The sequence below is a fragment of the Inquilinus limosus DSM 16000 genome, assembly GCF_000423185.1.
In the GTDB taxonomy this organism is placed as follows: Bacteria; Pseudomonadota; Alphaproteobacteria; order DSM-16000; family Inquilinaceae; genus Inquilinus; species Inquilinus limosus.
In genome coordinates this window covers 186,938-200,288 of sequence record NZ_AUHM01000006.1, presented here as the reverse complement: position 1 = coordinate 200,288, position 13,351 = coordinate 186,938, and the positions used below count along the sequence as shown (strand labels likewise).

Genomic DNA, 13,351 nt, shown 5'->3' with positions numbered 1-13,351 from the left:
ACAACACACGACCGAAGACCCATAGTCCGGAGCAACAGGATAGTGGACATGCGCGGGTTCCCCGGCGGCATCGCTGCCCGCCATGCCCGGGTTCCGGAACGAACATTGTCAGGGAGGCCAAGGGTGTTGCTCAGATTTCCGCTGATCGGCGCCGCGCTCGCGGCACTGTCCGTCGGCCCGGCGCTCGCGCAGACCAAGACCGACGTCACCATCGTGCTGGGCGAGGATGTCGACCTGGTCGAGCCCTGCATGGCGACGCGCTCCAATATCGGCCGCATCATCCTCGAGAACGTCTCGGAGACGCTGACCGAGCTGGATGTCCGCGGTGGCAAGGGCCTGGCGCCGCGGCTGGCGGAGAGGTGGGAGGCCGTCGGCGACAAGACCTGGCGCTTCCATCTGCGCCAGGGCGTGACATTCTCCGACGGCTCCGCCTTCGACGCCAATGACGTCAAGCACTCGATCGAGCGCACGATGAGCGACAAGATCAGCTGCGAGACGCCGCGCTATTTCGGCGGCATGACGGTCTCGGCCCAGGTGGTGGACGACCACACCATCGACATCACCGCCGACCCCGCCCAGCCGATCCTGCCGCTGCTGATGTCGCTGGTGACCATCGTGCCGTCGGAGACGCCGGTCGAGTTCACGCGCAAGCCGGTCGGCACCGGCCCTTATGTGCTGTCGGAATGGACGCCCGGGCAGCGGATCGTCCTCGAACGCCGCGACGGCTATTGGGGCCAGACGCCGGCCGTGACCAAGGCGACCTATGTGTTCCGGCCGGATTCCGCCGTCCGCGCGGCGATGGTGGAGACCGGCGAGGCCGACATCGCCCCTTCGATCTCGGAGCAGGACGCAACCAACACGGCGACCGACTTCTCCTATCTGAACTCCGAGACCTTCTACCTGCGCCTCGACCATTCCATGGCGCCGCTCAACGACAAGCGCGTGCGCCAGGCCTTGAACATGGCGGTGGACCGCGAAGCCTTCATCGGCACGATCCTGCCGAAGGGGACGGAGCTGGCGACCGCCATCGTCCCGCCGACCACGCTGGGCTGGAACAAGGACGTCAAGGTGCCGGCCTATGATCCGGAGGGGGCGAAGGCCCTGCTGGACCAGGCGCGCGCCGACGGCGTGCCGGTCGACACCAGGCTGGAGCTGGTCGGCCGCACCAACAACTTCCCGAACGTGACGGAGGTGATGGAGGCGCTGCTCGACATGCTGAAGAGCGCGGGCTTCACCGTCGACCTGAAGATGTACGAGGTGGCGGAGTTCGAAGGCCTCTACTCCAAACCCTATCCCGAAGGCCGCGCGCCGCAGCTGGTCGCCGCCCAGCACGACAACGCCAAGGGCGATCCGGTCTTCTCCATGTACTTCAAGTACCACTCGCAGGGCCGCCAGTCGGGCATGAGCGACCCGAAGGCCGACGAGTTGATCGAGAAGGCCAGCGCGGCCTCGGGTGAGGAGCGCGCGAAGCTCTGGTCCGAGCTCTTCGCCTATCTTCACGACGATGTGGCGGCGGATGTGCTGCTGTTCCACATGGTCAGCTTCGCCCGCGTGAACGAGCGGATCGACTTCAAGCCGACCATCGCCACGAACTCGCAGCTGCAGCTGTCCGAGATCGGTTTCAAGTAGGCGTCCGCATGCGGAGGGCGGATCGGGCATGTTGAGACTCGTGAGGCAGCGCACGCTGGCGAGCCTGATTTCGCTGGTCGGCCTGATCGTGCTGGTCTTCTTCCTGTCGCGGCTGACCGGCGACCCGACCTCGCTGTTCCTGCCGATCGACGCGACGCAGGAGATGCGCGACCAGTTCCGCCAGATCCACGGCCTGGACGACCCGCTGCTGGTCCAGTTCGGCCGCTATCTCGGCGACCTCGTGCATCTCGACTTCGGCGAATCCATCCGCAAGGCGCGGCCGGCCATCGACGTGGTGCTGGAGGCCTTCGTCTGGACCCTGCAGCTCGCCCTCATCACCATGGCGCTGGTGATGGCGGCGGCGGTGGTGGTCGGGTCGCTCGCGGCTTTCCGCATCGGCGGCTTCTTCGACCGCCTCGCCTCCACCATCTCCCTCGTCGCCGCGGCCGCGCCGGACTTCTGGATCGCGATCGTCGCCATCGTCCTGTTCTCGATCAATCTCGGCTGGCTGCCGACCTCGGGAACCGGCACCCCGTGGCACTGGCTCCTCCCCATCGCCGTGCTCTTCATCCGGCCCTTCGGCCTGCTGGTGCAGGTGGTGCGCGGCTCGATGCTGTCCGCCCTCACCTCCGCCTATGTGAAGACGGCACGCGCCAAGGGCGTGCGGACGGCATCGATCATCTTCGTCCACGCGCTGCGGAACGCCGTGCTGCCGGTCATTACGGTGATGGGCGACCAGGCGGCGGCCCTGCTCAACGGCGCCGTCGTGGTCGAGACCATCTTCGGCTTTCCCGGTGTCGGCAAGCTGATGATCGACGCCATCCTGCAGCGCGACTTCAACGTCATCCTGGCCGCCATCACGGTGACGGCGGTGGCCATCTTCGTCATGAATCTCCTGATCGATCTCGCCTATGCCGTCTTCGATCCCCGCATCCGGCAGTAGCCCCGTGGCCGACGCGGCTGCAGCTCCGGACGCCTGGTCGTTCGGGCGCGTCCTGCGCATGCTGTGGCGGGACAAGCTGGCCTGTGCCGCGGCGGTCATCCTCCTCGCGGTCGTCCTCTGCGCGATCCTGGGGCCGCATTTCCTGGCCGAGGCCGCCTCCCAGCAGAATCTGCGCGGCCGGAACGCGCCGCCCTTCTCGCTCGACCGCGGCTGGCTCTTCGTGCTCGGGGCCGATGCGCTCGGCCGGCCGCTTCTCGCGCGCATCGTCGTGGCGGCGCAGAACACCCTGGCGGTCGCCGCGGGCGCGGTGCTCTGCTCGGCCGTGGCGGGCGCGGCCCTGGGGCTGATCGCCGGCACTGCGGGCCGGCGCACCAGTCAGGTGATCATGCGGCTGGCCGACGTGATCATGGCCTTCCCGTCCCTCCTCCTGGCCGTGGTTGTGCTCTATGTGCTGGCGCCCTCGATCGCCAATCTCGTCATCGTGCTCGCGATCACCCGCATCCCGGTCTATCTCCGCACCACGCGGGCCGAGGTGCTGGAGATCCGCGAGCGCATGTTCGTGCAGGCGGCGAAGGTCATGGGCGCCTCTCCCCGGCGCATCGTCCTGCGCCATATCCTGCCGATCGTGCTGCCGACGCTGCTGACCATCGCGACGCTCGACTTCGCCTTCGTGATGCTGGCGGAATCCTCCCTTTCCTTCCTCGGCATCGGCATCCAGCCGCCGGAGATCACCTGGGGGCTGATGGTGAGCCAGGGGCGGGAGTACCTCCGCAACGCGTGGTGGCTCGCCTTCTGGCCGGGCTTGGCGATCATCCTCACCACGCTGTCCCTGAACCTGCTGTCGAACTGGCTGCGCGTGGCCCTCGACCCCGTCCAGCGCTGGCGGCTCGAAGCGAGGGCAGGGAAGAATGGCTGACCATCTGCTCGAGGTCCGCGACCTCGCCGTCCGCTTCCACACCGCGGGCGGTGTCGTGGATGCCGTCAAGGGCATCAGCTGGCATCTCGACCGCGGCGAAACGCTGGCCATCCTGGGCGAGAGCGGCTCCGGAAAGTCGGTCTCGGCGGCGGCGATCCTCGATCTGATCGACCGGCCGCCGGGGGAGATCACCAGCGGCGAGGTGCTGTTCGACGGCCGCGACCTGCTCAGGCTCCCGGCCGAGGAGCGGCGCCGGATCAACGGCCGGCGCATCGCCATGATCTTCCAGGACCCGCTGAGTCATCTCAATCCCGTCTACAGCGTCGGCTGGCAGATCGTGGAGGCGATGACGGCCCATGGCGAGGCGAAGGAGGCGGCGCATCGCCGGGCGCTGGAACTGGTGCGCCGGGTCGGGATCCCCGATCCGGAAGGCGCCATGCGCAAATACCCGCACCAGTTCTCCGGCGGCCAGCGCCAGCGGCTGATGATCGCGATGGCGCTGGCGCTGAAGCCCGACGTGCTGATCGCCGACGAGCCCACCACCGCGCTCGACGTCACCGTGCAGGCGGAGGTGCTGGCGCTGCTGGAGGAACTGCAGCAGGAGACCGGCATGGGCCTGCTCCTGATCACCCACGACCTCGGCGTCGTCGCCGAGGTGGCCGACCGCGTCGTGGTGATGAATGCGGGCGAGATCGTCGAGGCCGGCAGCGCAATGGAGGTCTACCACGACCCGCGTCACCCCTATACCCGCCGCCTGATCGCAGCCGCGCCCGGCAAGGGCCGGATGCATGACGAGCCGGCGGCCGGGACGCCGCTGCTGGCGGTGGACGGCGTCGCCAAATCCTACGGCAGCTATCGGGCGCTCGACGGCGTGTCCTTCCAGCTGCATCGCGGCGAGACCCTGGCCATCGTCGGCGAAAGCGGCTCCGGTAAATCGACCCTCGCCCGCGTGCTGCTGCAGCTCGACACGCCCAACGACGGACGGGCCCTGTGGAAGGGCCGGGATCTCTTCGCCATGCCGGCGAAGGAACTGTTCGGCCTGCGGCGCCAGATGCAGATGGTGTTCCAGGACCCGACCCAGTCGCTGAACCCGCGCATGACGGTCCACGACCTGATCGCCGAGGCCTGGGCGATCCATCCCGACATCCTGCCGAAGGCGCGATGGCGCGATCGGGTGGCGGAGCTTCTGGCCCAGGTCGGCCTCTCTCCCGACCACGCCCGGCGCTATCCGCACCAGTTCTCCGGCGGCCAGCGGCAGCGCATCGCCATCGCCCGCGCGCTGGCCCTGGAGCCGGAGCTGATCGTGTGCGACGAGGCCGTCTCCGCGCTCGACGTCTCGGTCCAGGCGCAGGTGATCGCGCTGCTCGACCGGCTGCGGAAGGAGCTGGGCATCGCCTTCATCTTCATCGCCCACGACCTGCCTGTGGTGCGGGACTTCGCCGACCGCGTCATCGTCATGCGCGCGGGCCGCATCGTCGAAAGCGGCACCGTACGCCAGATCTTCGAGACGCCGCGCGAGCCCTATACCAGGGCGCTGCTGGCGGCGGGGCTCGACCCCGATCCCAGGGTGCAGGCCGCCCGGCGGGAGGAGCGGCAACGGCTTCTGGCATCGTAGCGGGTCAGGGCCCCGAGCCGCCACCCTCCTTGATCCGAAGGAAATAGTCGGGCGCGCCCATCTGGCCGCCCTTCAGCGCGATCTCCAGCCCGGCCAGGGCCGGGTCGTCGCCATGCGCCCGGAACAGCGCCGCCCCCGGGACGGTCGGTGCCAGCGCCGTCAGGGCGTGGATGCCGAGGACGCCCGCGCCGTAGCCCGAGGTATCGCCGCCGGCGATGATGCCGCGCTTCAGCTTCGCCTTCCGCAGCACCTCCTTGAGCGCGGTGCCGAGGCCGGTGCCGATGCGCTCGTTGACCGCGGCCGGATCGGCGCCGGAGGCGACCAGCGCCTGGTTCAGCGCCGCAACCGCCGGGTCGTCCGGGCCGCGCGCGGTGAAGAGCAGAGGGTCGCGCCCGGCGCCGATGGCGGCGAGCGCCGCGTCCACAGCCCGCCCGACCTCGCCGGCCCAGGATTCGGCGTCGACGGCGCGGCGGGCATCGACCGGGACCGGCTGGAAGCCGCGCTCCAGCGCATGCGCGATCTGGGCGGCGGTCTGCGGCGCGCAGGAGCCGGAGACGACGGCGATCCGCCCGACCGCCCCGGCGCTCGGCGCCGGCGGGGATGGCGCGATCAGCCCCGACCGGCGCCAATAGGCCAGCAGCGCGTATTCCAGCCCCTGCGAGCCGATCGCGAACAGCCTCTTTCCGCGGTTCCGCCAGATCAGGCCGCCGACCGCGGCGAGATCGGCATCGTCCACCACGTCGAAGGCGACGATCTCGGCGCCCGCCGCGATCTCCCGTTCCAGCGCCCCCTCGCCGCGGCCGGAGCGAAGCGCCGTCACGTCGACGAGGCCGAAGGCCCTGTCGGTCTGCCGCGCCAGATGCCGCCGGACATCGGCCTCGTGCATCGGCGTCACCGGATGGCGGCTCATCGTCGGGTGGCGGTCGAGGCGGTGGACCGCGCCCCCGAAGGCGGCGAAAAGGTTGCCGAAGCACTGCCAGCGCCCGATCGCCGGCGCCGCGACCACGAAGGGATGCCAGGCGCCGCCGAGCACCGGCACGGCAAGGTCGACCGCCTTGCCGATCGAGCCGACCTCGGGCGCGGAATCGAGGGTCGAGCAGATCTTGTATTGCGCGATCGGCGCGCCGAGTCCGGCCAGGGCTGCGAAGGCCGGCGGCAGGTGCCGCTCCATCCAGGCCGGGTCCTTCGACCGCGCCACGCCGGCGATGCCAATGCCGCGATAGCCGGCGAAGGCGGCAAGGCGCTGCGGCGTCGGGATGTCGAGGAACAGCACGGACGGCACACCGCCGAAGGTCAGCGCCTCCATGACCGCGGCGGCGCCGGTGAAGTCGTCGCCGTACCAGGAGACGAGCGGGCCTGCGGGCAGGGAGGAGGTCATGCGGACGCTCCCTGGCCCGTCGGATGCAGACACCGCGAAGGGCTGAAACGAGATCTAAGGGAAAGCAAATGAGTCCCCCCTCCCCTCGCGGGAGGGGGGTAGGGGGAGGGGGTTCTCGCGGCCAGATCCGGCCCTGGAATGCGGCGAACCGATATGGAAGCGAGGCGGGTCGAAAGCGCGTCCGCGCGCGGACGCGCGCAGACCCCTCCCCCTGCCCCCCTCCCGCAAGGGGAGGAGGGACTAAAATGGAAATGGGCCAGTCCGAAAGGATCTCTCATCCCTTATACGCCTCCAGCGCCTTGGCCAGGGCCGGTCGGGCGCGGGCGTGGTCGGCCAGCGGCACCCCTTCGACCGCCGCCTCCCAGGCCTCGCGCAGGGCGGCGACGCCGGCGGCCGGACCGTCGGGATGGGCCATGATCCCGCCGCCGGCGGCGAAGATCAGGTCGGTCGAACCCAGCGCCCGCCAGGTGCCCGGCGCCTGCCGCACCGTCTGGCCGGAGGAGAAGACCGGCATGATCGGGCAGGGCTTGTCCGGGAACAGCGGCGCCAGGCAGGCCCGGGCCGAGGCGACGACGCTGTCGTCCTCCTCCGAGAACTTGTTGGCCAGGCCGTTGACATGGATGTGGTCGGCCCCGGCCAGCCGCCAGACCTTGTGCCAGGCGGTGAAGCTGAAGCCCAGCAGCGGGTGGCGGGAGAGATAGCCCCAGCCGTTGCGATGGGCATGGATCGGCAGCGCGCTGTGGCGGCCGAGCGCGATCATGCCGGCGAGCCCGACCGAGTTGACGCTGGCCATGACGCAGGTGCCGCCGAGCTGATGCACCAGGTCGTGCCGGCGCCGCATCTCGTCGAGGTCGCCGGTCAGGTTGAAGGCGAACATCACCTTCCGGCCCTTGCGCTCGGCGACGTCGTTGACCACCCGCATCACGGCACGGGCGCGCGCCTCGAACGGGCAGGAAGGGCCGTCGGCCTGCAGCTCGTCATCCTTAATGAAGTCGATGTCGGCCTCGGCCAGCGTGCGCACCAGCGCCGCCGTCTCCTCCGGCCCCAGGCCGACGCTGGGCTTGACGATGGTGCCGATCAGCGGCCGGTCCTCGACGCCCGCCAGGCGCCGCGTGCCGGCGATGCCGAAGCGCGGCCCCGCATAGGCCGCGGCGAAGGCCGGCGGCAGGCGGATATCAAGCAGCCTGAGCCCGGAGAACTGCTTCAGCTCGAACAGGTTGCCGGCCACCGTCGCCATCAGGTTCGGCAGCGACGGCCCGAAATTGGCGAGCGGCCAGGACAGCGTCACTTGCGCCCTGACGATCGGCCCCGTCCCGCCTGCGCCGGGCAGCGACGGCGCCGGGGCCTCGCCGACGACCTCCAGCCGCTCAACCCGCGCCGCCGACCGCTCCTTCAGCGCCGGCGTCTCGCCCGGCACCGCCACGAAGGTGCCGGAGGACTGCTCGCCCGCCATCGCCTCGACCGCCGCCCTTGGGTCGTAGGCGGTCTCGATCAGGTAGTCGGCTTCGACGCGCTCCATCCCCTGCCCTTTCGGCTCGATCAGCGATGGATCATGCTGATTGACTCATCATACCAGCTGTCATACTCGTCTCGGCAAGGAACTGACAAGAGAGGACGCCCCATGACGTCGATCGCGCTGTTCGGGGCTGGCGGCAAGATGGGCTTCCGGCTGTCCAGCAACCTGAAGCGGTCGTCCTTCGACGTCCGCCATGTCGAGGTCGGCGAAGCCGGGCGGGCCCAGCTGAAATCCGCGCTCGGCATCGACTGCATCCCGGCCGAAGCGGCGCTGGACGGCGCCGATGTCGTCATCCTCGCCGTCCCGGACACGCTGATCGGCAAGGTCGCCGCCGCGATCGAATCCCGGCTCAAGCCCGGCACCATGGTGGTCGCGCTGGACGCCGCCGCCCCCTTCGCCGGCCACCTGCCGAAGCGCGACGACCTGACCTACTTCATCACCCATCCCTGCCATCCGCCGATCTTCAACGACGAGACGGAGATGGCGGCGAAGACCGACTATTTCGGCGGCATCGCGGCCAAGCAGCACATCGTCTCCGCCCTGATGCAGGGGCCAGAGGAGGCCTATGCACTGGGCGAGGAGATCGCCAAGGTGATCTGGGCGCCGGTCATGCGCTCGCACCGGGTGACGGTCGAGCAGATGGCGCTGCTGGAGCCCGGCCTGTCCGAGACCGTCTGCGCCACCCTCCTGGTGGTGATGCGCGAGGCGATGGACGAGGTGGTGGCGCGCGGCGTGACCTACGACGCGGCCCGCGACTTCCTGCTGGGCCATCTCAACGTCCTGGCCTCCGCCATCTTCGACGAGCGGCAGGGCGTGTTCTCCGACGCCTGCAACAAGGCGATCGAGTTCGGCAAGCCGGCGCTGATGCGGCCGGACTGGAAGCGGGTGTTCGAGCCGGAGGAGATCGCCGCCAGCATCCAACGCATCACCTGAGGCCGGGCGCCGCGGACGAACCGCGGGCCCGTCGGAACAACGACATCATCGGGGAGGAAAAGACCATGCGTTTCACCAAGGCGCTTCTCGCGGCCGGCATCGCCGGCACCCTGGCCCTCGGCTTCAGCGTCGCCGCCCAGGCGGCGGACCTGATCGCCATCATCACCCCGTCGCACGACAACCCCTTCTTCAAGGCCGAGGCCGAGGGCGCCCAGAAGCGGGCCCAGGCGCTGGGCTACGACACCATCGTCCTGGTGCATGACGACGACGCCAACAAGCAGATGGAGCGGATCGACACCGCCATCGCCCGCGGCGCCAAGGCGATCATCCTCGACAATGCCGGGGCCGACGCCACGGTGGCGGCGGTGCAGAAGGCGAAGGACGCGGGCATCCCGTCCTTCCTGATCGACCGCGAGATCAACGTCACCGGCGTCGCCGTCTCGCAGATCGTGTCGAACAACTACCAGGGCGCCCAGCTGGGCGCGCAGGAGTTCGTGCGGCTGATGGGCGAGAAGGGCAAATATGCCGAGCTGGTCGGGCGCGAGGCCGACACCAATGCCGGCATCCGCTCGCAGGGCTATCACGACGTGATCGACGACTATCCCGAGATGGAGATGGTCGCCCGCCAGTCGGCGAATTGGAGCCAGACCGAGGCCTTCGCGAAGATGGAGTCGATCCTGCAGGCCCATCCCGACATCAAGGGCGTGATCTCCGGCAACGACACCATGGCGATGGGCGCCTGGGCGGCGCTGACCGCCGCCGGCCGCACCGACGTCATCCTGGTCGGCTTCGACGGCAGCAACGACGTGCGGGATTCGATCCGGCAGGGCGGGATCAAGGCCACCGTGCTGCAGCCGGCCTACCGCCAAGCGGAGCTGGCAGTCGAGCAGGCCGACCAGTACCTCAAGACGGGCAAGACCGGACAACCCGAGAAGCAGCTGATGGACTGCCTGCTGATCACGCCGGAGAACGCCGGCAAGCTGGAAACCTTCGCGATGAAATAGGGGCCGTCGAGGCAGGAGCCCCGATATGGCGCTTCCAAAATCGTCATGGCGAGGAGCGAAGCGACGTGGCCATCCAGAGGACCGTGCCGCTGGATGGCCACGCCCCTGCGGGGCTCGCCATGACGGGTTCATATCTCGTGCCCTCGGCGTGACGGTCGCGATCCTGGCCGCCGGCCTGCCGCTGGCCGCCTGCAAGCTCGTCAAGAACGAGCCGCCGCAGGTGGCCTCGGCGGCCGCGACCGGCAGCGTCGCGACCTCCTTCGACAATCCGGCCTTCGACCCGGAGAAGATGGTCGAGGAGATCTGGCAGCCGAAGCTGCTGCCGTATCTCAAGGCCAAGGCCGGGCCCTTCGCCGAGGCGCGGCAGGCGCTGCAGAGGAACCCGGACGAGGCCGGGAAGCGCTTCGGCTACCGGGCGGTGGAGAGCATGCCCTGGACCGTGGCAGCGTCGATCGAAGGCAAGATCACGGCGGCCAACACCGGCACCCGTGCGGCCACGATCGATGTCGATGCGGATGGCGACGGCACGGCCGACCTGACGGTCCAGATCGGCCCGGTGTTCAAGGGCACGGCGCTGCGCGACAGCCTCGACTTCATCTCCTTCAACAGCTTCGCCAACCAGATCGAATACGCCAAGTTCGGCAAGGCGCTGAACGCCCATATCTACGATGCCACGCTGGCCGCCCTGCCGCGGGACAAGCTGGTGGGGCAGATGGTGACGCTGCTGGGCGTCTTCACCCTCGACGACCCGAAGGCGAGGCCCCTGGTCACCCCGGCCGAGCTGAGCCTGGAGACGGCGCCGTGACCGAGGCCCCTGCCCTCCAGGTCGAGGGGGTGACCAAGGTCTATCCCGGCACGGTGGCGCTGAAGGGCGTCGACTTCACCGTCCATCGCGGCGCGGTCAACGTCCTGGTCGGCGAGAACGGCGCCGGCAAGTCGACGCTGATGAAGATCATCGCCGGCGTCGAGCAGCCGACCGAGGGCCGCATCCTGGTCGACGGCCGGCCGGTCGTGCTGCACAGCCCCAAGGACGCGGTGCGGCACGGCATCGGCATCGTGTTCCAGGAGCTGAACCTCTGCGCCAACCTGTCGGTGGCGGAGAACATCTTCATGGCGCGCGAGCTCACGAGCGGGCTGCGCGGCATCGACCATCGCGGCCAGAACCGGCGGGCGGCGACGCTGCTGCGGCGCCTCGAGCACGACATCGACCCGCGCGCCGAGGTGGGCGACCTCGGCATCGGCCAGCAGCAGATCGTCGAGATCGCCAAGGCCCTGGCGCAGGACGCCCGCATCCTGATCATGGACGAGCCGACCTCGGCCCTCAGCGCCGCCGAGGTCGAGATCCTGTTCCGGGTGATCGCCGAGCTGAAGGCCCAGGGCGTCGCCATCGTCTACATCTCGCACCGGCTGGAGGAGCTGGTGCGGATCGGCGACTTCATCACCGTGCTGCGCGACGGCCGCATCACCGGCCATGAGCGCATGGGGCAGATCGACGTGCCCTGGATCGTGCGGCAGATGGTGGGCTCCGCCATGAAGGACTTCGCCGCGCCGGGCGACCGGCCGCCGGGGCCGGAGGTGTTCCGGGCCGAGGCGATCTGCCTGCCGCGGGAGTCCGGCGGCTATGCCGTCGACCATGTCTCGCTGTCGCTGCGGGCGGGCGAGATCCTCGGCCTTTACGGGCTGATGGGCGCCGGGCGGACCGAGCTGTTCGACTGCATCATGGGGCGCCATCCCTATGCGCGCGGCGCGATCTATCTGGACGGCGAGCGGGTGACGGCGCGCGACGTCACCGGCCGGATCCGCCGCGGCCTCGCCATCATCCCGGAGGACCGGCAGCGCGACGGGCTGGTGCCGATCCTGTCGGTGGCCGAGAACCTGACGCTGTCCAGCCTGCGACGCTTCCTGCGCGGCTTCCACATCCGGCGGTCGGCCGAGGCCGAGGCGGCGCGGCGGTCGATCCGCGAGCTGGCGATCAAGGTCTCGGACCCGGGGATCGAGGTCAGCGCGCTGTCCGGCGGCAACCAGCAGAAGGTGGTGATCGGCAAGGCACTGATGACCGGTCCCCGGGTGCTGCTGATGGACGAGCCCAGCCGCGGCATCGATGTCGGCGCCAAGGCCGAGATCTTCCGGGTGATGCGCGACCTCGCCGCCCAGGGACTCGGCGTCCTGTTCGCGACCTCTGACCTCGAGGAGGTGATGGCGCTGTCGGACCGGATCGCGGTGATGAGCAACGGAAGGCTGGTCGAGATCCTCGACCGCGCCGAGGCGACCGAGGACCGCGTCGTCGCGGCCTCCGCCGCCGGGCACGGGCCGGACAAGATCCTCAGGGAGGAGGCGCACGCATGATGGCAGCGGACAAGGCCGCCGGGCGGGAGGGCTGGAGCGGCGACGCCATCGCCCTGCATCTGATGAAGCTGCGCACCTTTATCGCGCTGTTTGCGGTGGTGATCGTGTTCTCCGCCGTCGCGCCGAACTTCCTCAGCACCGCCAACCTGATCCTGATGTCGAAGCATGTCGCGCTGAACGCCTTCCTGGCGATCGGCATGACCTTCGTCATCATCACTGGCGGCATCGACCTGTCGGTCGGGTCGATCGTCGGGCTGTGCGGCATGGTGGCGGGCGGGCTGATCCTGCACGGGATCGACCTCTCCGCCCTCGGCTTCGGCTACACGCTCTACTTCAATGTGCCGGAGATCATGCTGATCACCCTTGCCCTCGGGGTGCTGATCGGCGCCATCAACGGCCTCCTGATCACCCGGCTGAAGGTGGCACCCTTCATCGCCACGCTGGGCACGCTCTACGTCGCCCGCGGTACCGCGATGCTGCTGTCCGACGGGGCCACCTTCCCCAACCTGATGGGAAAGGAGGAGCACGGCACCACCGGCTTCGCGACGCTGGGCGCCGGCACGCTGCTGGGCCTGCCGCTGACCATCTGGCTCCTGATCCTGGTGGCCGCCGGGGCGGCCTATCTCGCCGCCCGCACGCCGCTGGGCCGGCACATCTTCGCCGTCGGGGGCAACGAACGCGCCTCCGGCCTGTCGGGCGTCCGGGTCAACCGGGTGAAGATGTTCGTCTATATGTTCTCCGGGTTCTGCGCCGCGCTGGTCGGCCTCATCATCTCCTCGCAGCTGATGGCCTCGCACCCGGCGACAGGCGAGACCTTCGAGCTGAACGCCATCGCCGCCGCGGTGCTTGGCGGCACCTCGATGTCCGGCGGCCGCGGCACGATCGGCGGCACCATCATCGGCGCCTTTGTCATCGGCATCCTGTCGGACGGGCTGGTGATGATGGGCGTCAGCTCGTTCTGGCAGACCGTGATCAAGGGGCTGGTGATCATCGCCGCCGTGGTGGTCGACCAGGCGCAGCGCCGGCTGCAGCAGCGCGTGGTGCTGCGCCGCATGGCGCGGGAGGGCTGAG

General features: G+C 69.5%; 11 protein-coding genes. 9 read left to right on the top strand and 2 right to left on the bottom strand.

The genetic code is table 11. From position 1 onward, the window contains the following. Positions 1–123 precede the first annotated feature (123 nt). The 4 genes from G537_RS0110095 to G537_RS0110080 are packed head-to-tail and all read left to right on the top strand — an operon-like array spanning position 124 to position 5,103. Positions 124–1,629 (top strand): ABC transporter substrate-binding protein, encoded by a 1,506-nt coding sequence (locus G537_RS0110095; RefSeq protein ID WP_211230349.1) that lies wholly within the window; start codon positions 124–126, stop codon positions 1,627–1,629. 28 nt (positions 1,630–1,657) lie between these two features. After that, the gene (locus G537_RS0110090) at positions 1,658–2,572 is read left to right on the top strand and encodes an ABC transporter permease (RefSeq protein WP_026870018.1); all 915 of its coding nucleotides are present in this window, start codon (positions 1,658–1,660) and stop codon (positions 2,570–2,572) included. A 4-nt stretch (positions 2,573–2,576) separates the two neighbouring features. After that, positions 2,577–3,488 carry an ABC transporter permease gene (locus G537_RS37270; RefSeq protein WP_034851214.1) on the top strand — a complete coding sequence of 304 codons (912 nt, stop codon included), beginning with the start codon at positions 2,577–2,579 and terminating at the stop codon, positions 3,486–3,488. Beyond that, a complete protein-coding gene (locus tag G537_RS0110080) occupies positions 3,481–5,103 on the top strand; it encodes an ABC transporter ATP-binding protein (protein ID WP_026870017.1) in 1,623 nt (540 codons plus the stop codon). Before G537_RS37270 ends, G537_RS0110080 begins: the two co-directional genes overlap by 8 nt. A gap of 4 nt (positions 5,104–5,107) precedes the next feature. Here G537_RS0110080 and G537_RS0110075 read toward each other — a convergent pair whose 3' ends face one another. Together G537_RS0110075 and G537_RS0110070 are read right to left on the bottom strand one after the other, a co-directional pair. Then, positions 5,108–6,481 carry a four-carbon acid sugar kinase family protein gene (locus G537_RS0110075; RefSeq protein ID WP_026870016.1) on the bottom strand — a complete coding sequence of 458 codons (1,374 nt, stop codon included), beginning with the start codon at positions 6,479–6,481 and terminating at the stop codon, positions 5,108–5,110. 274 nt (positions 6,482–6,755) lie between these two features. After that, entirely contained in the window at positions 6,756–8,000 is a 1,245-nt protein-coding gene (locus tag G537_RS0110070) for a ribulose-bisphosphate carboxylase large subunit family protein (protein WP_034851212.1), read from the bottom strand. Between the two features lie 102 nt (positions 8,001–8,102). On the opposite strand from G537_RS0110070, the gene G537_RS0110065 reads away from it, so the two are divergent. From G537_RS0110065 to G537_RS0110045, 5 genes are all read left to right on the top strand, one after another. Continuing rightward, on the top strand, positions 8,103–8,930 hold the full coding sequence (locus tag G537_RS0110065) for a phosphogluconate dehydrogenase C-terminal domain-containing protein (protein ID WP_026870014.1): 828 nt from the start codon (positions 8,103–8,105) through the stop codon (positions 8,928–8,930). Between the two features lie 65 nt (positions 8,931–8,995). Next, positions 8,996–9,934: a D-ribose ABC transporter substrate-binding protein gene (locus G537_RS0110060; RefSeq protein WP_026870013.1), complete on the top strand. Its 939-nt coding sequence runs from the start codon at positions 8,996–8,998 to the stop codon at positions 9,932–9,934. A gap of 148 nt (positions 9,935–10,082) precedes the next feature. Further along, positions 10,083–10,739 carry a DUF2291 family protein gene (locus G537_RS37265; protein WP_211230348.1) on the top strand — a complete coding sequence of 219 codons (657 nt, stop codon included), beginning with the start codon at positions 10,083–10,085 and terminating at the stop codon, positions 10,737–10,739. After that, the gene (locus tag G537_RS0110050) at positions 10,736–12,280 is read left to right on the top strand and encodes a sugar ABC transporter ATP-binding protein (RefSeq protein WP_026870012.1); all 1,545 of its coding nucleotides are present in this window, start codon (positions 10,736–10,738) and stop codon (positions 12,278–12,280) included. The genes G537_RS37265 and G537_RS0110050 overlap by 4 nt, the downstream gene beginning before the upstream one ends. Continuing rightward, positions 12,277–13,350, top strand: coding sequence for an ABC transporter permease (locus G537_RS0110045; protein ID WP_026870011.1), 1,074 nt, complete (start codon positions 12,277–12,279; stop codon positions 13,348–13,350). Before G537_RS0110050 ends, G537_RS0110045 begins: the two co-directional genes overlap by 4 nt. The last annotated feature ends 1 nt before the right edge of the window (position 13,351 follow it).

Excerpts from the sequence above, each read along its gene's own strand:
- G537_RS0110065 (WP_026870014.1), top strand. The coding sequence starts at position 8,103 with ATGACGTCGATCGCGCTGTTCGGGGCTGGCGGCAAGATGGGCTTCCGG.
- G537_RS0110075 (WP_026870016.1), bottom strand. The coding sequence starts at position 6,481 with ATGACCTCCTCCCTGCCCGCAGGCCCGCTCGTCTCCTGGTACGGCGAC.
- G537_RS0110070 (WP_034851212.1), bottom strand. The coding sequence starts at position 8,000 with ATGGAGCGCGTCGAAGCCGACTACCTGATCGAGACCGCCTACGACCCA.
- G537_RS0110045 (WP_026870011.1), top strand. The coding sequence starts at position 12,277 with ATGATGGCAGCGGACAAGGCCGCCGGGCGGGAGGGCTGGAGCGGCGAC.
- G537_RS0110080 (WP_026870017.1), top strand. The coding sequence starts at position 3,481 with ATGGCTGACCATCTGCTCGAGGTCCGCGACCTCGCCGTCCGCTTCCAC.
- G537_RS0110090 (WP_026870018.1), top strand. The coding sequence starts at position 1,658 with ATGTTGAGACTCGTGAGGCAGCGCACGCTGGCGAGCCTGATTTCGCTG.
- G537_RS0110060 (WP_026870013.1), top strand. The coding sequence starts at position 8,996 with ATGCGTTTCACCAAGGCGCTTCTCGCGGCCGGCATCGCCGGCACCCTG.